The sequence below is a fragment of the Chryseobacterium phosphatilyticum genome (assembly GCF_002899825.2).
GTDB lineage: Bacteria > Bacteroidota > Bacteroidia > Flavobacteriales > Weeksellaceae > Chryseobacterium > Chryseobacterium phosphatilyticum.
Window position 1 is genome coordinate 216379 of the sequence record NZ_PPED02000006.1, and the last position, 20163, is coordinate 236541.

16 protein-coding genes are annotated in these 20163 nt (G+C 35.6%); 7 read left to right on the forward strand and 9 right to left on the reverse strand.

What is annotated here, in order from left to right:
* Nucleotides 1–773 precede the first annotated feature (773 nt).
* From C1631_RS21135 to C1631_RS21165, 7 genes are all read right to left on the reverse strand, one after another.
* Nucleotides 774–7592, reverse strand: coding sequence for an RHS repeat-associated core domain-containing protein (locus C1631_RS21135; protein WP_109714040.1), 6819 nt, complete (start codon nucleotides 7590–7592; stop codon nucleotides 774–776).
* Nucleotides 7593–7707: 115 nt separating this feature from the next.
* Complete coding sequence (locus tag C1631_RS21140) at nucleotides 7708–8190, reverse strand: T9SS type A sorting domain-containing protein (protein WP_103247895.1); 483 nt, start codon at nucleotides 8188–8190, stop codon at nucleotides 7708–7710.
* Between the two features lie 60 nt (nucleotides 8191–8250).
* Nucleotides 8251–9099 (reverse strand): cell wall anchor protein, encoded by an 849-nt coding sequence (locus tag C1631_RS21145; protein ID WP_109714042.1) that lies wholly within the window; start codon nucleotides 9097–9099, stop codon nucleotides 8251–8253.
* 413 nt (nucleotides 9100–9512) lie between these two features.
* Entirely contained in the window at nucleotides 9513–10637 is a 1125-nt protein-coding gene (gene hemW / locus C1631_RS21150; RefSeq protein WP_109714044.1) for a radical SAM family heme chaperone HemW, read from the reverse strand.
* Nucleotides 10638–10687: 50 nt separating this feature from the next.
* On the reverse strand, nucleotides 10688–11638 hold the full coding sequence (locus C1631_RS21155) for a PorP/SprF family type IX secretion system membrane protein (RefSeq protein WP_103249958.1): 951 nt from the start codon (nucleotides 11636–11638) through the stop codon (nucleotides 10688–10690).
* A 51-nt stretch (nucleotides 11639–11689) separates the two neighbouring features.
* Complete coding sequence (locus C1631_RS21160) at nucleotides 11690–12763, reverse strand: RluA family pseudouridine synthase (RefSeq protein ID WP_185144688.1); 1074 nt, start codon at nucleotides 12761–12763, stop codon at nucleotides 11690–11692.
* Between the two features lie 75 nt (nucleotides 12764–12838).
* Nucleotides 12839–13915, reverse strand: a complete 1077-nt coding sequence (locus tag C1631_RS21165; protein ID WP_103249317.1) for a PASTA domain-containing protein — start codon at nucleotides 13913–13915, stop codon at nucleotides 12839–12841.
* Nucleotides 13916–14072: 157 nt separating this feature from the next.
* On the opposite strand from C1631_RS21165, the gene C1631_RS21170 reads away from it, so the two are divergent.
* From C1631_RS21170 to C1631_RS21180, 3 genes are all read left to right on the forward strand, one after another.
* Complete coding sequence (locus C1631_RS21170; RefSeq protein ID WP_109714101.1) at nucleotides 14073–15056, forward strand: D-alanine--D-alanine ligase; 984 nt, start codon at nucleotides 14073–14075, stop codon at nucleotides 15054–15056.
* Nucleotides 15057–15129: 73 nt separating this feature from the next.
* The gene (coaD, locus tag C1631_RS21175; protein WP_027373487.1) at nucleotides 15130–15594 is read left to right on the forward strand and encodes a pantetheine-phosphate adenylyltransferase; all 465 of its coding nucleotides are present in this window, start codon (nucleotides 15130–15132) and stop codon (nucleotides 15592–15594) included.
* Nucleotides 15595–15705: 111 nt separating this feature from the next.
* Complete coding sequence (locus tag C1631_RS21180) at nucleotides 15706–16338, forward strand: trimeric intracellular cation channel family protein (RefSeq protein WP_103248486.1); 633 nt, start codon at nucleotides 15706–15708, stop codon at nucleotides 16336–16338.
* Nucleotides 16339–16410: 72 nt separating this feature from the next.
* Here the strand turns inward: C1631_RS21180 and C1631_RS21185 are convergent, their stop codons facing one another.
* Together C1631_RS21185 and C1631_RS21190 are read right to left on the reverse strand one after the other, a co-directional pair.
* Entirely contained in the window at nucleotides 16411–16980 is a 570-nt protein-coding gene (locus tag C1631_RS21185; RefSeq protein WP_109714046.1) for a hypothetical protein, read from the reverse strand.
* Between the two features lie 75 nt (nucleotides 16981–17055).
* Nucleotides 17056–17550: a dihydrofolate reductase gene (locus tag C1631_RS21190; RefSeq protein ID WP_103248484.1), complete on the reverse strand. Its 495-nt coding sequence runs from the start codon at nucleotides 17548–17550 to the stop codon at nucleotides 17056–17058.
* 75 nt (nucleotides 17551–17625) lie between these two features.
* Here C1631_RS21190 and C1631_RS21195 point away from each other — a divergent pair, with 75 nt between their 5' ends.
* From C1631_RS21195 to C1631_RS21210, 4 genes are all read left to right on the forward strand, one after another.
* Nucleotides 17626–18231, forward strand: a complete 606-nt coding sequence (locus C1631_RS21195; RefSeq protein WP_050019459.1) for a LemA family protein — start codon at nucleotides 17626–17628, stop codon at nucleotides 18229–18231.
* 2 nt (nucleotides 18232–18233) lie between these two features.
* Nucleotides 18234–18662: a TPM domain-containing protein gene (locus C1631_RS21200; RefSeq protein ID WP_185144689.1), complete on the forward strand. Its 429-nt coding sequence runs from the start codon at nucleotides 18234–18236 to the stop codon at nucleotides 18660–18662.
* Nucleotides 18643–19443 (forward strand): TPM domain-containing protein, encoded by an 801-nt coding sequence (locus C1631_RS21205; RefSeq protein ID WP_109714050.1) that lies wholly within the window; start codon nucleotides 18643–18645, stop codon nucleotides 19441–19443. The genes C1631_RS21200 and C1631_RS21205 overlap by 20 nt, the downstream gene beginning before the upstream one ends.
* 198 nt (nucleotides 19444–19641) lie before the next feature.
* Complete coding sequence (locus tag C1631_RS21210; protein ID WP_103248202.1) at nucleotides 19642–20163, forward strand: NAD(P)H-dependent oxidoreductase; 522 nt, start codon at nucleotides 19642–19644, stop codon at nucleotides 20161–20163.

Below are 20163 nucleotides of genomic sequence, written 5' to 3' on the forward strand. Positions count from 1 at the left end.
GATACTTTATTACGATTAGTGATTGAAAAGTCCTTCGGATATCACACTTTATATCTTTTGTTTCCCATATAGAATCTTTTTAAAATATTCTATATGGGTTTTAAGCGAGTTCTTAATGAAAAATGAGGCTATCCGAAAAGTTTGGATAGCCTCTAATTTTCATCAATTTTATTCGCAATGAATATGAATAAGAGAATATTTTCTAAAACTGGCACGAGTAAGATGCTTGTGCCAGTGTGAAGAATTTTTAATTACTTTTTGTTAAAAATTATCAATTTCTCTTTATTAAATTTATCCCCTAAAACCGATTTTAATAGTGCCTGATGTTTAAAACGTTAAAATTGTCATAAACCAACTCCCGCCGATCGGCGGGAGTATTTTACATTATTTGATAATAGACACATATTTCTTTTTTATTAGGATCAATTATCAATATTTTAAAATTCCTTTTTATCATCTTATCTTTATCACTCCCTCAGCCAGGGGTTTAATAATATTTAAAAAAATCTTTAAAATAGAACAATACTGATAAAGTAATTAATAGCAAAAAAATGATTGATATAGTAAAATTTTTTCTATTTATTTTATCTTTAAATCGTAAATAACTTAGAATAATAAAAAATAAAAAATTTACTGCCAAGAAATTCATTGCCAATGTAGATAAGAAATTAAATATCGGAAAAACCTGATATGATTGGTCATAAAACATATAAGATATGCCCCAAACAGACACATAACTTATTATGAATATTAAAATCATATAAATTAATTTTCTAGAATCCTGCTCCATTTTTAGATATTGTATTTGTTGTAGGGTAATAATTATAAACTCCGTTTTTCATAATAAATAAGTTATTGCTATTATTAAACTCTAAAGCGTTTCCTGTTACAATATAACCATTCCAGCCTCTTTTGGGATTGTCCGGCAAAGGAATAAATGTTCTTTTTAAAGAGAGAACCCCATCTTTAACATTAATTTTAGAAAACATATTAATAGCCGTTTCATTTTTCCAGTCAATTTTGACTTTATTGCCCTCTAAAACAGTAACAGTATTTATAGCATCTTTAAGTTTAGGACTAAGATTATATTTTTTTATTATGTCTTCCGCTTTTAGAGTAGAACCAGCTTTATTTTTAAGAGCAGCATCAAACAATTTAACTAAGTCAACATCTTCCTGTTTTTGTTGAGCAGGTTCGGGTTTTTTCTGAAAAGGGCCATCCTCCATATGCAAAGTATGATTCAATCCAGCGACTACACCTCCAACTACTGCACCTTGCCAGAAATTTCCTCCTGTTAGCTCAGCACCTATACCTCCTAAAACCATTCCCGACAATACAGTACCTGTTGCACTGTTAGCAAAACTACCAGCAAGCCCTCCAAATAAAGAAGCACCCCAGCTTCCTGCAGCTCCACTTGCAAATCCGTGAGCAAAATTAGCTCCCTGCATTAAGGATAAAGTACCTTGTGCAAAACCATGTACTAACCCCTGTGCCATAGCACTTGCTACTTTATCTGTCAGGGTAAGTATCGTTCCTGCTGCCGGAGTAAACACGCTTCCTATTCCAAAGGTGACCGCTCCGCTTACGCCTCCCCAAAACATCGATTTGAGGGCTCCACCCAGCTGCCATTTGCCTCCACTTATAGCAACTCCTAAAGAATACGCAGCTAAGCCAACAGCAGTACCGATAAAAGCAGCGGTAATTACTCCTCCCCAGAAAAGACTAACTCCCCAGGCTGCAACAAATGCAAAAATAAACTCACCACTTGGGTCATTAAACATCAATGGGTTATTCAGTACATACCCATATTTATTATAGTTCTGTGTGTTAAATACATCCTGTATATTCTCGTCTGCATTTAAGAATCTTCTTAATAAAGGATCATACAACCTGCCATTCATGTGGATGATTCCTACTTCCGCAAAATGTTCATGACTTGTATAGCCTCTATCTACTAATAACGAAGCATTATCAATTATATTTTTATCGGTAATAATAGCGCCATTTCCAATCTGCAAATGAGTAAAATTACCCCATGCATCGAAATGCCTTTGCTCAATTTTGTTTCCTGCTTCATCAGTAATTGCTAAAATACTTCCGATGTAATCTTTATGTAAAAATTTGTAAGAACCAGTGCTTTCCGTGAAGTTCTTTAAATATACAATATTTGATTCATATGGTGTTCCACCTATATAAATGAGATGCTTTTCTTTTCCGGTTATATTATCTTTTACCACTTCAAAGCTTCCGTCTTCATTGTAATATTTAGTGAATTTACCTTCTCCATCTGTACTGAAATTACCTCCATAGGTAACCCTTTGCCTCATACTTGTAAGGCCATACTGGAATGCAACATCTCCTTTTTCACCATCGATGAATATCGGATCATTGTTTTCATTGTATGTAATACTTTGGATCAGATCATTGGTATAATTCTGAGTTCCCGCAGCATTTAATGTCATACCTGTTGGCTGGTAGATTTTTGCAGAATTTTCAAATTTAATTGTTCCTACCTGATCATTTTGAGTGATTCTCCCTTTTACATCATAGACGTTTCTGTTATTGGATGGTTTTATTCCTGTTACAGGGTTCGTCCAGTTTACCAAACGGTTATTATCATCATAATCAAAAGATTCTACAATATTAAAGTCACCTCCGGTGGTTCTGCTTTTTAGTTCATTTTTAATGGCATCAAAGGAATAAGATAATTGTAAAATGCCTGGTTTTACTGCAGATGAATGATTGACATTGGTTAAGAAACCAACATAATCATAAGAATTACTGATATCTACAGAACCTAGCTTAGCCTTTACCACCTGACCTTTGGAGTTGGTCTCTTTCAGTTCCCAAAGAATCTTTCCTGTATTTTTATCTTTAACCTGATAGAGTTCCCCACTCCATGCACTGTATACATTTTCTATTTGTACCTTGGTTAAAGTACCAGAAGAATATAGTTGCTTCTCATAAGATATTACCCTTGCTTTATCATCATAGGTAATTCCCTTCTTAATAAAATATTTGCCATTGCTATTTTCAGATGCAGATAATAATCTTCCCTGTGGATCATAGGAAACGTTACTACCATATGGTTGTCCTTTGGAAGTTCCTGATTTAGCAATGACTCTTCCTTTATTATCGTAGGTAAAAGAAATTGTCTTATTGGTTGCCTGCCCACCATCAATAGTTGAGAGCTCTTTTTGAGAGATTAATTGTCCGAGGTTATTATAAAAGTATTCTTTGGTTCCTTTTGGACTGATAACCTTCTTCGGCTGTCCAAAACCATCATATTCATATTTGTACAATCCGTTGGAAGGATCATTAAACTCTGATTTTCTACCCCATGAATCATATTTGGTAGTTACAATATTCTCGGCATATTGTGCTTTGATCTGTTCTCCTGCTGCACTATAGGAAAACTGAATGACTCCTCCCTTATCAGTAGCTGAAACCACATTTCCTAAAGCATCAGCTGTTTTAGAAGTTGTTCTTTGATAGCCGTTGAGCTCTTTTATCGTGGTTGTTAAACCTGAAACCGTAGTTTCCAATTTTAGCTCTCTGTATGAGGTGGCTGTCACTTTCGTAGGGAATACAGTATCATCATAAGCAATAAGATTCCAGGGACCTCCTAATCCGTCAGGGCTTAAGGTAGGTTCCGATTCAGATACTTTTCTTCCCAAGGCATCATATAAAATAACTTTAGTGAGGTACTGTCCTTGCCCGAAAGCTTTAGTAGAAGATTTATATTCTTGTCCTAATTTATTGGTGAACTTTTTAGAAACATCACCATCCGGATCATACTGTGAAACAACGATATTAGAATCGTTATCTCTTTCGTACTGATACGTGGTTGTTCCCTCTAAATTACTTTTCGAAGACATGAGTTTACCCCATCCATCATAGGTATTAGCAAGAATATTTCCTAATGGATCAGTTTGGGTTAAAATCTGTCCCCAGTCATTATAAGTGATATTGGTTTCTAATCCTAAATTATCTGTCTTTTTAAGAACAAATCTCCCTTTAGAATCATATTCATTTGTTGTGGTCTGAGTTTGGGAATCAATACTGTTTCCAATTGTTTTTCCCGTAATATTTCCAAATCCATCATAAGCATATGTTTCGAACAGATATCCTGTGTTATCACGATTCCAGGTTTTCAGAGTTTTTACAAGATTGTTTTCATAAGTATACTCTTCTTTTGCCGATTTGGTATCCCCGTATGCCTGCACTGCATCAATCTTTGATTTCGGTCGCCCTATATAATAGTCTGTTCCAACTCCTGAAGGGTTATCAATATATTCTGATGTTGATGTTTTGACAGCATATCCATTATTAACATTTGATACACTTTGCGCCGGAAGGTAATAATTTCCATAGGTTATGGTGCTTTCGGTAATTATACCTGTTAAGAAGTCTTTGATTTTACTGGTTTTAGGGACTACAGCCGTTACCACTTTAGGTTTATCTGAATCAGCAACGGTGCCTACTACCTGACCATTCAGTAATTTATCTATCTGATAGTTAGTAGATTTAAAACTTAATAACTGCGTGTTATTCTCAGAAATATCGGCTGGGAAAATCTGATTTTCATTATTCGTTCTGATTGACCATTCCTTTACCGGAACTCCCTCCTGCAAAGGATCCATTTCGGTACCTGCCCATATTTTGGTGTTCTCAAAACCATCAGCATACCAGGAAGAGCGGGCACTCTGACGGAATCCAATTACTCCTTTCCCATGTAAATTAGCAATGTAGCCCCTGTATCTGAAATCCTGTTTTCGAACAGTCTGACCATCAGTCTGACGAATTTGGCCAACACCAAATGCTTGAGGAAGCCTGTCCATTTCAACAAATGGATATTGCTCTTTTTTTACCGGAGCATAAATACTAGAATTAACAGAAGGGTCAAGTTCTTTATAATCTATATGATAATTTTGTGACCCCTGAGATATTAGGGAGACGTTTTTATCAGGATTGAGGCTATAATGTTTGTAGCTTATAATTTTTCTTTCATTGTTACCATTAACACCTTTTACCAGAAATAATATTTTAGAAGAAGTACTATTAACTCTAAAATCTCCAAATACAGGACTTATTATTGCCTCATTTCTTGTAGCATTATAAAGTGTTTTTTCATTAAATGACCATTTGAATTGTGCATTACCAGGATCATACTTGGCTTCATTATAACTTTGAACATACCAATTTGTATACGGTTGGTTGTTGGGGTAAAAAGTTGTAACAGAGTTTACGATCTCACTTTTCCCGTCATTGTCTAAATCCATTAATTTTGGAGTAGAGAAAGAGTTGGCCCCTGTAGCTGTTACATCAAAAGGTCTGTAAAACATCAGTCCCTGAATACTTTCTTCCAATGCATTTCCTGTATTCAAGTAAATTGACCATCCTGCAAGAACAGTTACACCTACGAAATTATGTACCGGTAATAATACCTCAATATTCTTATCACCATTTAAATCTCCAAATTGAATCCCATCAATAATTCCTTTTATGGAAAATGTCTTTTTTAAATTTAAAGTATAATTGTTATTTTCTTTCTTTAATTCATACTGATTTAAATTATTTAATGGAGTGTCTACAGTCTTAACAACAGGAGAAGGTTGGGTGTAATCCCTTGTATAATAACTAACACTAACATTGGAGTTAGCTGGATCAACAAACATAATATCCTGTTTTCCATCATTATCAAAATCCACAATTCCTCCTTTACTTAAGATATTTTTAGGTGTCGTTCCTGGAATAATGCTAATTGTATTATTTTTTATATTATCATTATCTACTACTACATACCTATATCCCAATGTCTTACACTGCCATCTACCTTTAGGTGGATCAGGTACAATGATCACATATTTACATTTTTTATCTTGTATAGGCAAAACCAGTTCAGACATTCCATCTGAATCAATATCTACTTCTTTTAATAATGACATCCCTGATTGATTAAGTCCCCCCATATATTCAGGATCAGTTTCCGGTGGATATATAGAGCTATTAAACAAATAGGTATTACTTTGTATTGTTTTTGCGTATTCCAATACCAACGGATTGTTATATGTATTGATTACAGACGCATCACTTTTGATTGAGTAATATTTTAATTCAATATCTCCTGTAGATGGTGGATTGGATCCTACGTTTGCCTTTGTTATTACTAACCCTTGTCTGGGTTTAATAATATTATCAGCCGGTTTTATATTGAATGTAGTCAGGCTGCTGCTTGGCCAGAAGGTAGTTGTAGGTCCTAAATAAACGAAAGAAGGATTACTGTTATTTACAGCATTAAAGTACAGGTAATAACCTTCCGGACGAGAGTTCTGAGCCGGCTGTCTTACAATAAAGTCAACAAGACCGTCACCATTATAATCTCCGGTTGTAATGACACTATCATAGTCACCAAAATCAAATTCATTGGAACCTGTAACTAATGGGCTTGTTGAAAGTACTATTGGATTAGCTTCTTTGCCTTCCGAATTGATTTCAGTGATCTTTTCAACAAAATCATAATTAACTTTATTATTAGAATCGTTATTAACAATATTTTGTGTTTCGGAATATTGAATTGAATAACTTTTAAATGGAGACCCATTAGCTTTAACTTTTATCTGATCCAATATTTTATCCTGCTTAAAAAGTACTCCTTTCAGATAAGAAGTCTCAATATTCTTTCTTGGTAAATACGTAAATTCAATAGTATTAAAATTAGTTTTACCTAGGCCCTCATTTCCTCCCCATCCGATACTCGAAATTATGGCTACATTATTAGAGTTATTCTGAGTGTAATTATAAGTAATATAATTTCCCTGTGCATCTTTCCATTTTACAATATTATATTCCAATGGTGTTCTTGCAGTACTATTTCCGGAAGCAGTTGCTCCATACCATGACTGAGAACCATCCTCAAAGGTAACCTCCCAATATTCAGGACCTTTCCATGCTTGACCTGCTATGGAACCGAGAGATTTTATCTTAATATTGGAATACTTTTCTGTAGCATATTCAGCCCCATCTTTTCCATATTCACCAGACTTAAGAACCAATCGTTGTCCATTAAAGGTATAATAATCGGAATAATCCAATTGTATTCCTTTTACCTCTCCATCTTTTTCAATATTCTTACCAACTCGTCCAATGGTTGTAACCCCTGAAAGACTCCATCCATATCCTGCAATTCCATTATTGGAACCACTGGTATAGACCAGATTTACTTGGGGTGCAACGCTTTTTATACCCGGAGGTAGAGCAATGGGTAAGGCAAACTGTAGCTGCCCGGCTCCGTTAACCTCTATATTCCCTTTAGTGTCATGAAAACTTTTGCCTGAAGGAGCTGTAGTTCCACTCGGATTATTAGCTCCAGCACCTGAGTTGATCGGTCCGCCGCCTGGATTTTCCGTAGCAGGGCCTATTTTGGCTATAAAAGGGTTTGATACATCTGATCTGGCAATAAACCCTTGTGCCATAACTACCGCCTGCGGATCCTGAACCGTTCGCGAAGTAGATTCTGCCTGATAGAGTATGGTTTGTGAAAAACCCCATACTGAACACAAAGACAGCATCAATGATGAGAAAATTTTCATATATTATTAGTTATTGTGTTAGAGATAATTAATGAATGATAGGTCATAAAGTTGGATGCAGAGAAAAAAGTAATTTTAAATCTTTCAATGCTTCAATCTTTTTTTATCCTATGCCTTATCTTTTGGTTACATTTCTTCCAAAGACTCTTCCGTCTTTCAATGTCACCCGTAATATGTAAACTCCCCAGTCATACCCAGTCATATTGATTTTTATCTTACGTCCCAGGTCTGGTGTATTTTGTTGCTGGAATTTCCAATGAACCGTACTGTGCTGGTAAAGCGAAACAGATTCAATCAGTCCGTCTACTTCCTCAGTCCAGTCGATTGTTAAGAAATCATTTACCGGAACCGGATAGAGCCTGACTTGTTTCCAGAAAGCCTTTTCATCAATCGCAGGAGTTGCTTGCGTAGCAACTGCCTTCTTCTCTTCCTGTGCTTTAATTTCTTTCGGAATAACATCTTCAGCTTTTTTGCCGGCAGCATTAGTTCCTCTGTATCGCTGATTTCCGGCTTCATCATATTTGAAGTAAACTTCAGTTTGTGAATAGCCCAAAAAACCAATTAACAAAGAAACGATGGAAAATAATTTTCTTTTCATCTCGATTTTTTTTTGTTATTATTAGAAAGTTATACCCCTAAGGGGGTTGTTCATTAGTATTTATTTCTTAGTAGAAAGAAGTTGCTGTACTTGTGCTTTAAGCTCCTTAATTTCTTCAGATTGAGAGCTAAGGATCTTTCGGTCCTCCTGAAGCTGTTTATTTTGCTGGATTGAATACAGGGTTAATTCTTCTATTTTCTCCAAAAGTTTAGCATCCATTTCTCCTAAATTGATTCCTTCTTTTTCCACTTCCTGTGCAGATGGAATGTTAGGGAGATGGCCTTTTTCTGAAATATGTTTTTCAACCTCTTCTAAGGAACGAAGTTGATAGCCTTTTTTGAAAACATAGTCTGCCCATCCGTTCGCAGCAGGGGTCTCTACTTTTATCTGTTGGGCTTTTATTCCTTTTTTTACATACAGAATAAAATTGGAATCATTATCGTACTGATCTGTTCCGATGGTAACTTTTTCCGTATTAAAAAGAACCAATAAACTTTTGTGTACAGCATCCGAAAAACGGACTCTTGAAATTCCTGGCGAATTAGGAGTACTGGTATCTGAATTGGGATCTATAGCATTATCATTATCCATATGGATATTCAAATTATGACCACCCAGCAGCCTCATCACCGCATCATTTGTCTTAGCCCATCCTGAATAACAATTATTGCAAGGAGATAAGGCCAATTGTAAATTTCCGGTTCCGGGTACCCCACTTCCAAGATTGATACTTTGTCCCTCGAGCTTTAGCATCTGTTGATTATTCAACCGAAAGATAAGTGGCTTTTCATCTGTCGTTCCAATAAAGTTAGTTGAGGGATTAGTTCCGGAATTTCCTGTAATATTCCAGCTTTGCGCGTAAATACTGGAAACAGCTATAAAACAAGCGAATAGCAAGATACGTTTCATGTTTTTATGGTATTAAATTAGTTTTTATAATCACAAATCTAATACTTTTTTTGATTCAGACACCCTTTAGTGTCTTAAATTTTAATTATTTAACAAATGGATTTTCCCACCGTATCAAAACTTGGCAAATTAAAATAAGGCACCAAGCTATTTTCAATAGAATTTGTACTCTGCAATGAGATTAGTATAATAAGTATTTTCCTGAAATGAATTACTTCAGAAATTTCTAGAGACAAAAAAACGCAATGAATTATAAGATAGTGATAATGTCTGGCAGACATTCATGGCATATCATTTAGATTTTAGAAATAATAGTTTTTGAGAATATAAAGCATGCTGAATAGAAGAAAAGTAATACTAATTTCCTCGTTATGCTGTATAATTTTATTTAAGGCTATTCCAGCAATAGAATACTATACCAGAAATAAATCAGACGCAATACCATCAGCCATAAACCAATGTTTTTCAGGAATCTTCAGATGATCATTTTCGATCACTAAAATGCCCTCTTCCATTTTCGGTTGTATTTCTCTTTGAAAATGTTCCAGCATTGTGTCTGAGAATTTATCTTTCAGACCCGAAATATCTACTCCCCAAATCGTTCGCAGCCCAATCATAATCATCTCATTAAACTGGTCTTCTTGTGATAAAATTTCTTCTTCTTTTGCTAAAATTTTATCATTAAGCTTTTTTATATATTGCTGATTATTGGCGACATTCCAGCTCCTCACATCAAATCCGTTGTAAGAATGAGCAGAGGGACCTATTCCCAAATATTCCTGATATTTCCAATAAGCAGAATTATGTTTTGAATAAAATCCAGGCCTGGCAAAGTTGGAGACTTCATAGTGTTCAAATCCATTGTCCTTTAAAAAGTCTGACAGGTAATAGAATTCTTTATTTTGTTCTTCTTCCTTAGGACTTTTTACTTTCCCTTTTGAAATCCAGTTTTCTAAAGCCGTTTTAGGTTCAACCGTCAAGGCATATGAAGAGATGTGAGGAACTTCCAACGCTATTGTTTTACGCAGGTTTTCTTTCCAGATTTCAAGATTGGATGTAGGTGAACCGTAAATTAAATCAATACTCAGGTTTTCAAATCCAAAATCCTGTGCCCGTTTGATAGAGCTTTCCGCTTCTGAAGCATTATGGGCTCGATTCATCAGTTTTAAATCTTCCTCAAAGAAACTTTGTGTACCGATGGATAAACGATTGACCGGGGTTCCTGATAATTGTTTTAAAAAATTTTTATCCAGATCATCAGGATTTGCTTCGAGGGTAATTTCAATATCTTTCTCAAAACTGAAGTAATGCAAGACCTCATCAACCAAGGAATTGATCTCATCAACAGAAAGAATAGAAGGAGTTCCCCCTCCGAAATACAGTGATTTTAACCTTGTGTTCTGCAATTCATCCTTTCTAAGCATAAGTTCCGTCTTCATCGCACGAAGCATTTCATCCTTAAAATTTAACGATGTTGAAAAATGGAAATTACAATAGCTGCACTTCTGTTTACAGAAAGGAATGTGAATATATATCATAAAAAAAGCCCTGAAAAATTCAGAGCTCAAATTTATTTAAATTAAATTGATTAATATCTATATCCTCTAACATTAATAAAGTTATCGAAGTTATAACCTAGACCAATCATGAAGCTGTTTCCACCATAGGTCTGGATATCAGATAATCCAAGGTTGTAGGTAGCACCAATCATAAATTTGTTGAATCTTACTTTTACAACCGGAGCAATTTCCAATTGCTGGCTGTCAAATCTGTTTTGAGCTGCTCTATAGCTTACCCCAAAAGAAAATGCGTTGATCTCATTAGAGAAAGTAGCCATTAAGTTGTAATCCATAACTCTTGTTGAGTTGGTATTCAGGTTGATCATAGCCGCCGGCGTGATCATAATATTGTCTGCAATATGCCAGTTGTACCCTAAGTTTAGGAAGAATTTAATCGGTGAAGGTTCGTATCCGTTTACGATAGGTCTATCGTTACCTAATGCAATATCATTTACAGAAACACCCCCAAAGAGATTTCTATAGGTAGCTGCCAAACCGAAATTAGCATACGCCATAAAAATATTACTGTTTTCTCCTCTTACTAAAGGATCTCCCTGCTCTTCAACGTTGATTTTAGAATAGTCGAAATTTCTATTATACAAACTAACACTTGTACCAAAAGAGAACTGATCTTTTCTGTCTCCTTCACTACTTAGAGGAATAAAATATGAAGCACCCGCTGTAACTCCTCCTGCAGATTCAGCTCCATTGCTGTCTCTGAAAACGGTAAGACCGGCACCGACTCTATCGAAAATGTTTGCATTGATTCCCACTGATTGTACGTTTGGGGATTCGCTGAATTTTGAAAATTGCTTTTGATAAATGGCATTCAGCTGTACGTAATCTGTTTTTCCGTATTGAGCTGGGTTGAACAGGAAGTCACCATCCAAGAGATACTGTTGATAATATGGTAGTGATTCTTGTGCTTTGTATGCATTTGACAAAAGAGCTAAACATACGATAGCATATAGTTTTCTCATAACAAATCTTGATTTCAATTCAACAAATATAAAAAAAATCTCAATATATTTTTAGTTTTCTAAATAATTTCTCCATTTTTTTACAGCATCCGCCATATCTTTGGGCATTGGGCTCTCAAAATATAATTCCTTTTTTGTAGTAGGATGTATAAATCCCAGGGTATGGGCATGAAGAGCGTGTCTGGGTAAAACTTCGAAGACATTCTTAATAAACTGCTTATACTTTGGAAGATTTACACCTCTCAGAGGAGTATGGCCCTCATATCGTTCATCATTAAACAAAGTATGTCCGATGTGTCTGAAGTGTGCTCTGATCTGGTGAGTTCTTCCTGTTTCCAGCTTGCACTCTACCCAGGTCATATACTTAAATCTCTCCAGTACTTTATAATGAGTAACAGCATGTTTTCCATGACTTCCATCTTCATAAACGGACATCTGCATCCTGTTTTTAGGATGTCTTCCTACATGCCCTCTGATTGTTCCTTCTTCATCTTTAAGATTACCCCAAACAAATGCCCAGTATAACCTTCTGGTGGTTCTGTTGAAAAACTGCTTAGCCAGAAAGCTTAATGCATATTCATTTTTAGCAATGACCAGAAGCCCGGAGGTATCTTTATCAATCCTATGAACAAGACCTACCCTATCAAGATCAGACTTTTGACCATTCTTTTCAAAATGATACGCCAGAGCATTCACTAATGTACCTTCCCAGTTTCCATGTCCGGGATGCACAACCATTCCTGCTTCCTTATCTACGACTACCAGATCATCGTCTTCATAGACAATATTTACAGGGATATCCTGCGGAATAATTACGTTTTCCCTTGGTGGGTGGGTAAGCAGTACAGAAATCTGATCACCTGGCTTTACACGATAATTCTGCTTTACCGCAGCTCCATTAACGATAACGTTTCCGGCCCTACAGGTCTGCGAAATTTTATTCCTTGAAGAATTCTGTCTGTATATCAATAAAAACTTATCAATTCTTAATGGATCCTGCTTGGGATCAACAGTGATATTAAGATGTTCATACAATCCTTTATTTTCTTCGTCTATATCGATATTTTCAATACTATTGGAGTCTAATAACTCATCATCTAAAAAATCTTCGTTATCTTCTGACATTATTTTTTGATTTTTATACAAAAGGCTTCAACATTTTTCAGTTGAAGCCTATATTTTATTTACTTAAGTTACGTATTATTCTACTACTACTTTTTTAGCTTTCGGTTTTTCTACCGGTTCTTTTGTCCCTGTAGAAGCCGCTGGCTTATGGGTATTTCCAGCCTGATTATTGTTAGAAACTTTAGGCTTATCTGCTGTCGGTTTTGGAGTCGTAGTCTGAACTTTAGGCGTTTCTGTTTTCACTGTTTCCGCCTTAGGTGTTTCTTTTTTCGGTGCTGGTGGTGCTACTGGAGGAACATAACTGGGTTCGGAGTGAACTTCTTCATATCGTACCGGTGGCAGAGAAGTATCTACCTTCATACGATAGATGGAGTTCAACTGCTCAACTTTAGCTCTAAGTTCTGCAGGAGTCTTCTTACTTGCCCATAGGTCAATTTGCATCCCCTGATCACGAACATCCCCTGAAGCCGGATCCTGATAATAAATAATATCAGATTCATCTTTGTTTCCATCTTCATGCTCTACCAATCCCACTTCAAACATACTTTTCGTAATGACAGCTCTTGCTTCTTTTACCGAAAGACCTACTACATTAGGAATCGATATATTTCTCATAGGACCTGATCCCACTACAACATCAATTACCGAGAATCTAGGTAAACGTGCTCCCGGATTTACAGCATTTCCTTTATATAAAATTCTTAAAAGAGCATCTTTCTGAATACTTGGCTCATAAATAGTATCCCCGATTTTAAGACCTACCTGATCCAATCTCTGAAATGCCAAGCCTGAATATTTATTAATAACATCTGGTACAGCAATCTGAGCCCATGTTCTTGGGTTAACTTTTAAACGAACTGTTCTTCCGTCTTTTACCCGGGAACCCGGTGCAGGATAAATCTGCAGAACCTGAAAAGGTCTGTATTTAGGGTCATAATTCGTACTATCTACTTCATATTCCAGTCCTGTATCATCTAATATTTTAACGGCATCATGTATAGATTTATTAACTACATTGGGAACAGGAATTTCCTGGCCGTGATTTGTATGGTATTCCAACCAACGAAATGTAAGCCATACCAGACCCACGAAAATGCCGATGGCTATTACTAAATTCAGCAAAACTTTCCAACTGAAAAGTGATTTAAGCATACTTAAAATTACTTTAATTACAACGGCAAATATAGCTAATAATTTTAGAATGGGCTTTTTATTTAACACAATTCATTTTTGATTTTAAAATTTCCTTATTTCCCGTATTGCATTGCATAAAATGTTTAAATTTGCCTTAATTGATACTATAATGGTTATGAACAAAAAAAGTGTTGCCGTAGTAATGGGAGGCTATTCTGATGAATATGTAGTTTCTTTAAAAAGCGGGCAGTTGATTTATGATTCCTTAGACAGAAATCTGTATGATGTATATAAAGTAGTAATCCTTAAAGATGAATGGTATTTTTTAGGCGAAAATGATAAAAAATATGAAATCAACAGAGGCGATTTTTCTGTCACGTTAGATAATGGTGAAACATTGAAATTTGATGCATGCTTTAATATTATCCATGGTACCCCTGGTGAAAATGGGATATTACAGGCATATTGGGATGCTATAGGTCAGAAATACACAGGTTGCGATTTTTACCAAAGTGCTCTTACGTTCAACAAAAAAGATACTCTCGCAGTATTGTCCAAGTATGGAATTCCTTCGGCTAAAAGCATTTATTTAAGAAAAGGAGAAGACATTAATGTTGATGAAATTGTATCAGAGTTACAACTTCCTCTTTTTGTAAAGCCCAACCAATCCGGATCATCCCTGGGAATTTCAAAAGTAAAAGAAAAATCAGAATTGATTGCTGCAACAGAAATTGCTTTTAAAGAGGATAATGAAATTCTTATTGAAAGTTTCTTAGATGGTATGGAGGTTTCTGTAGGGGTTATTGATTTTAAAGGAGAAACCATCGTATTAGGAATTACGGAAATTGTTCCAACTAAAGAATTTTTCGATTATGAAGCAAAATATGAAGGAGCTTCCGAAGAAATTACTCCTGCAAGAATTGATGAAGAAACAACACAAAGAGTAGAAGAAATTGCTAAAAGAGCTTATAATTCCCTTGGAATGAGTGGATTTTCCAGAAGTGAGTTTATCTTAATGGATAATATTCCGTATATGCTTGAGATGAATACGAATCCGGGATTCTCTCCTGCAAGTATTCTTCCTCAACAAGCCAGACATTATGGAATTTCAATCACAGACCTTTGTGGAAATGAAGTTGAAAAAGCACTTAATAAATAATTAGAGATTTGAATTCAGAGATGGCCCCAACTCATCCTCATATTTCATAACTCAAAATCATAACTCGTACAACATGAAAATTGCTGTTTTCCCAGGGTCATTTGACCCGATTACACTAGGACATTACGATATTATAGAAAGAGCGGCACCGCTTTTTGACAAATTAATTATTGCTATCGGACAAAATTCTCAGAAAAAATATATGTTCCCGCTGGAAAAAAGAATGGAATTCATTCAAAACTCAGTGGCTGAGTTTCCCAATGTAGAAGTAGATTATTTTGAAGGACTCACTGTGGATTATTGTTTTGAAAAAAATGCTCAATACATTATCAGAGGACTTAGAAATCCTGCCGATTTTGAATTTGAAAAAGCAATCGCCCATACCAACAGAACTTTAGCTCATAAAAAACTGGAAACGGTATTCCTTCTGACTTCATCAGGAAAATCTTTCATCAGCAGCAGCATTGTAAGAGAGATCATTAATCATGGAGGCGAATATGAATTATTGGTTCCGGACTCGGTAAGAGTCGAAAGATAAATAAGATGTAATTGATAAGCGATAAATGATAATTGACAAAATGGCCAAGAATTTGCTTAAGCAGAAAATCACTCATCAATTATCATTTATCAACTATCATTTATGTAATCTATGCACGAACAGTTTAATTTCGCAATTGAAGTCCTCGGAACGATTGCTTTCTCCATGTCCGGAAGTTTTGCAGCCATGCAGAAACGACTTGACCCGTTTGGGGTACTTATCATTGCCTTTGTGACTTCTGTAGGCGGAGGAACTGTAAGAGATCTTCTACTTGACATCCCTGTATTCTGGATGCATGATCTCCTGATGTGCATCTTAATTCTGGTTACCAGTATCTTTTCAATGGTTTTTAAATCCCTGGAAAAAAACTTCAAAGTAACCTTATTTATTTTTGACAGTTTCGGATTAGGGCTCTTCACTATTATTGGGATTCAGAAAGGATTAAATGTAGGAATTCACCCTCTCATCTGTATTGGACTGGGAACAATCACCGGTTGTTTCGGAGGTATCATCCGGGATATTTTACTGAACAGAATTCCTTTAATTTTTAGAAAAGAAATCTATGCTACGGCATGTATTGTGGGAGGGGCGGCATTTTTATTAATGACTAAATACACCACTTTGTCCTATACTTTTATTCAAATTTTCACAATTTTATTAATTGTTGCTATAAGAACTTTAGCAGTAAAATACCACTGGCAGATGCCTAAATTTTATGGTTATGATCAAAATTCGGAAATGTAAATAATATTATTTTTACTTATAAAAAAAGCACCTGATTTAAATTAAACAGGTGCTTTTTTATTTATATTTTTATTACTTGAACTTCCCTCTTTGTCTCATATTAGGGTTGTGCATATGTTTTTGCATCGTAGGCATTTTCAACTGATCTTTCATCATTTTGATCTGATCCGTCATCATACCTGCACTGTCTAACCTTTTGGCTTCTTCTAATAGCTTTTGGCCTTCCTGTCTTCTCCCTTTAGATATAGCCGCCGCCGCAAGGTTTAAAGTAGCCATTGCTCTGTCGTGTTTCATATTCAACCCGTATTCCAGTGCTTTTTTCATCAAAGGCTCTACTTTTGTCGGATGATCCTGAGCTTGTGTCAACCCCAACAAATAATGGAAATATCCGTATTGAGATTGATGAAGCTGTGACTGATAATTCGTGATTTTTGTTAACCATTCTGCTGCCTTCTCCATATTCTGCTTTCTCAATTGCCAGAATGCCAGAAGGATATATTCATTTTTAAAGAAAAGCAAGATAGGAAATGCAGCCAAAAGAAACACAACAATCCCCCAACCAAGATTTCTTGTGAAAATCATCATATAAAGTCCTAATAGAATCAGAATTGCTGCGATAGCAATTTTTATGTACTTATTCATTTTTAAATTTTAGAAGTGCAAAGATAAATAAATTAGAGGTTAGAAGCTAGAAGTTCGAGGTCAGAATTCCCGCAACTATTCACTCTTTATTTTTTCAAACGTCTGGAAGCAGAAATCATATGAATTTTTTTCATCCTTTTCATGGCAGATTTCGTTTGTTTTTTTCCAGATTTTCCCATTTATTTCAGGAAAGAATGTATCCGCTTCAAGATCTGCTTTTACCAGGGTCACTTCCAGCTTATCTACAATATCAATAGTTTGCTCATAAATGTTTCCACCCCCAATAATAAAGATCTCTTCATCAATCTTTTTCGCAAATTTTACCGCTTCTTTGATGCTTCCCACAATAAGAATACCTTCCTCAAACCAATCTTTCTTTCTTGAAATAACAATATTCGTACGGTTGGGAAGAGGTTTTCCGATACTTTCATACGTTTTTCTGCCCATGATGATCGGATGTCCTGAAGTAATATCTTTAAAATGTTTTAAATCTTTAGGAAGATGCCAAAGCAACTGGTTTTCAAAACCAATTTCATTCTTCTCTCCCATTGCCACCACTATTGTTGTCATTCAAATATAATTTTTCACAAAATTAGCACATAATTTGTATATTTGATTAGCACAAAAAATTAAAAAAAATAAACTATGAAAAATAAAGGATGTCTGGGCGCCGGAACAATTGGTATAGCCCTCCTTATTATTGTTGCTGTTCTATTCTTCTGGGGAAAAAGCGGATACAATAATTTTGTAACCAAAGAACAAACAGTTAACACCAAATGGTCCAATGTAGAGACCGTGTATCAGAAAAGAGCCAACCTTATTCCTAATCTGGAAAGAACGGTAAAATCTTATTCAAAATTCGAACAGGAAACTTTAACACAAGTTGTTGAAGCACGTTCTAAAGCCACTTCCATCAACATCGACCCTACCAATATGACAGATGCTGATATTGCAAAATTCCAGGCTGCACAAGGAGAATTATCCGGAGCATTAAGTCGTTTAATGGCTGTAGTAGAATCATACCCAAATCTAAAAGCTGATCAGCAATATATTAATTTCCAAAGAGAATATACGGCAATTGAAAACAGCATCAGAACGGAAACCGTTTACTACAACGAAGCTGCTCAGGATTATAACACTTCGATTAAAACTTTCCCAAACAATATTTTGGCGAATTTCACCAACTTTAAAGAAAAACCTTATTTCAAAGCTGAAGCGGGAGCTCAAAAAGCCCCTGAAGTATTCAAATAATAATGAGTAAATTTCTTACAGATCAGCAAATCGCTTCCCTTGCGGAAGCGATTCAGTCAGCAGAAAACCATTCTACGGGAGAGGTTAGAGTCCATATTGACTCTAATACGGAAGATCATCATGCAAAAACAGCATTTGAAGTTTTCAAAGAACTCCGTATGGATAAAACGACTGATAAAAATGCAGTGCTCTTTCATGTTAATTTTGAAAAAAAATACCTGACCATCATTGGAGACGTTGGGATACATGAAAAAGTACATCAATCCTATTGGGATCATTTGCATGATTATATTACCGCTGAATTTGCAAAAGGAAATTATTATAAGGCATTGAAAAGTGCCATTCTTGAAACAGGTCTTGAACTCAAAAAATACTTTCCTGTTAAAGGAGAAAATCCAAACCAACTTCCGAATGAAATTACGTTCTCTTAAAATAGTATTTTCATTTTTACTGATCTGCTTTTACACGATTGTATCAGCACAATACACGGTACCTGAAAAACCGGCTGTACTTTATCCGGTTTTTGATGAAGCCAATCTTCTCACTCAGCAGGAAAAAAATGAGCTTAATAATAAGCTGATCAAATTTGCAGATACAACATCCACAGAAATTGAGGTAGTGATTATAAAATCTACCAAAGGGGAAGATGTAAATTTTCTGGCAACCATGTTTGGTCAAAAATGGAAAATCGGAAAAAAAGGCGTGGATAATGGTGTGGTTTTCCTGATCGCTACAGAGGACCGAACGATGTCGATCCAGCAAGGAAGAGCAGTAGAGCAATACCTTACAGCTTCAGTAGCCGGACAGATCCTGGATTATATTGTTACTCCTAATTTTAAAAAAGGACAATGGTATGACGGAATCAATGGAGGTACATCTGCTATTATGGAGGCTGTTCAGGGAAAATTCAAGCCTATAGCCACAACAGCACCATCCGGCAATGGAAGTGCATTTAAAGTACTTGTTATTGCTTTCATTATTTTCATCATCATTGCCATCCTGTTTGGTAACAAAGGTGGTGGACGTGGTGGTGGCGGAAATTATGATGACGATGATGTCATCATTAGCCGAAGAGGACGCAGAAATTATCCGGGTGGATTCTTCCCATTCCCTGGTGGATTTGGAGGTGGCAGTTCCGGTGGCGGAGGAGGTTTTGGCGGCTTCGGCGGAGGAGGTAGCTTTGGCGGCGGAGGTGCATCCGGTGGATGGTAATCTTATTAAAATTATAGCAATATATAAATACATCAGGTCTTTAGGACCTGATTTTTTATGCAAAAATCTAAAATATCTTATTTTCTTTGATTTATTCTAATATCAAACTGATATTTCCATATTAAAAAATTAATAAATCCACGTAAAACCAACCTTTTATTCATTTTTTTTTCATTATATTTACTGAAAACAGGATTTATGAAGAAGACATTAGTAGTATTTGCACACCCTTATTTGGAGCACTCAAATTCGAATGTAGAGCTCATTAATTTCTACGTTCGGCACCAGCATTATACCCTGCGCGATCTTTATGAAGAATATCCTGACTTTCATATTGCAGCCTTCAGAGAGAGAAAACATCTGGCCAACTACGACCGCTTTGTTTTCCAGTTTCCTTTAATATGGTTTGGAATGCCTCCCTTGTTACGACTATGGATTGATGAAGTATTTGACAGAGAATGGCTACAGCCGGGAAAAGATAATCCTTTGGAAAATAAAGAAGTTTATATTCTTGTTACCACAGGCGGAAAAGAAAGATCCTTCAGTAAAACAGGAACGTATCAATATACAGTTGATGAATTGATCAGTGGACTAATTGTCTCTTTAAAAGTTTTCAAAGCAGATATCAAGCGTATCAAAATTGTTTACGAAGCCAATAAGTTGTCTAAAAAAGAAATTATTCTACATAAAAAAGAATTTACAGAATTACTCAACCAATAA

Excerpts from the sequence above, each read along its gene's own strand:
- C1631_RS21190 (WP_103248484.1), bottom strand. The coding sequence starts at position 17,550 with ATGACAACAATAGTGGTGGCAATGGGAGAGAAGAATGAAATTGGTTTT.
- C1631_RS21155 (WP_103249958.1), bottom strand. The coding sequence starts at position 11,638 with ATGAGAAAACTATATGCTATCGTATGTTTAGCTCTTTTGTCAAATGCA.
- C1631_RS21140 (WP_103247895.1), bottom strand. The coding sequence starts at position 8,190 with ATGAAAAGAAAATTATTTTCCATCGTTTCTTTGTTAATTGGTTTTTTG.
- C1631_RS21200 (WP_185144689.1), top strand. The coding sequence starts at position 18,234 with ATGAGTAAATTTCTTACAGATCAGCAAATCGCTTCCCTTGCGGAAGCG.
- C1631_RS21185 (WP_109714046.1), bottom strand. The coding sequence starts at position 16,980 with ATGAATAAGTACATAAAAATTGCTATCGCAGCAATTCTGATTCTATTA.
- C1631_RS21165 (WP_103249317.1), bottom strand. The coding sequence starts at position 13,915 with ATGCTTAAATCACTTTTCAGTTGGAAAGTTTTGCTGAATTTAGTAATA.
- hemW (WP_109714044.1), bottom strand. The coding sequence starts at position 10,637 with ATGATATATATTCACATTCCTTTCTGTAAACAGAAGTGCAGCTATTGT.
- C1631_RS21160 (WP_185144688.1), bottom strand. The coding sequence starts at position 12,763 with ATGTCAGAAGATAACGAAGATTTTTTAGATGATGAGTTATTAGACTCC.
- C1631_RS21180 (WP_103248486.1), top strand. The coding sequence starts at position 15,706 with ATGCACGAACAGTTTAATTTCGCAATTGAAGTCCTCGGAACGATTGCT.
- coaD (WP_027373487.1), top strand. The coding sequence starts at position 15,130 with ATGAAAATTGCTGTTTTCCCAGGGTCATTTGACCCGATTACACTAGGA.
- C1631_RS21210 (WP_103248202.1), top strand. The coding sequence starts at position 19,642 with ATGAAGAAGACATTAGTAGTATTTGCACACCCTTATTTGGAGCACTCA.
- C1631_RS21135 (WP_109714040.1), bottom strand. The coding sequence starts at position 7,592 with ATGAAAATTTTCTCATCATTGATGCTGTCTTTGTGTTCAGTATGGGGT.
- C1631_RS21195 (WP_050019459.1), top strand. The coding sequence starts at position 17,626 with ATGAAAAATAAAGGATGTCTGGGCGCCGGAACAATTGGTATAGCCCTC.
- C1631_RS21170 (WP_109714101.1), top strand. The coding sequence starts at position 14,073 with ATGAACAAAAAAAGTGTTGCCGTAGTAATGGGAGGCTATTCTGATGAA.
- C1631_RS21145 (WP_109714042.1), bottom strand. The coding sequence starts at position 9,099 with ATGAAACGTATCTTGCTATTCGCTTGTTTTATAGCTGTTTCCAGTATT.
- C1631_RS21205 (WP_109714050.1), top strand. The coding sequence starts at position 18,643 with ATGAAATTACGTTCTCTTAAAATAGTATTTTCATTTTTACTGATCTGC.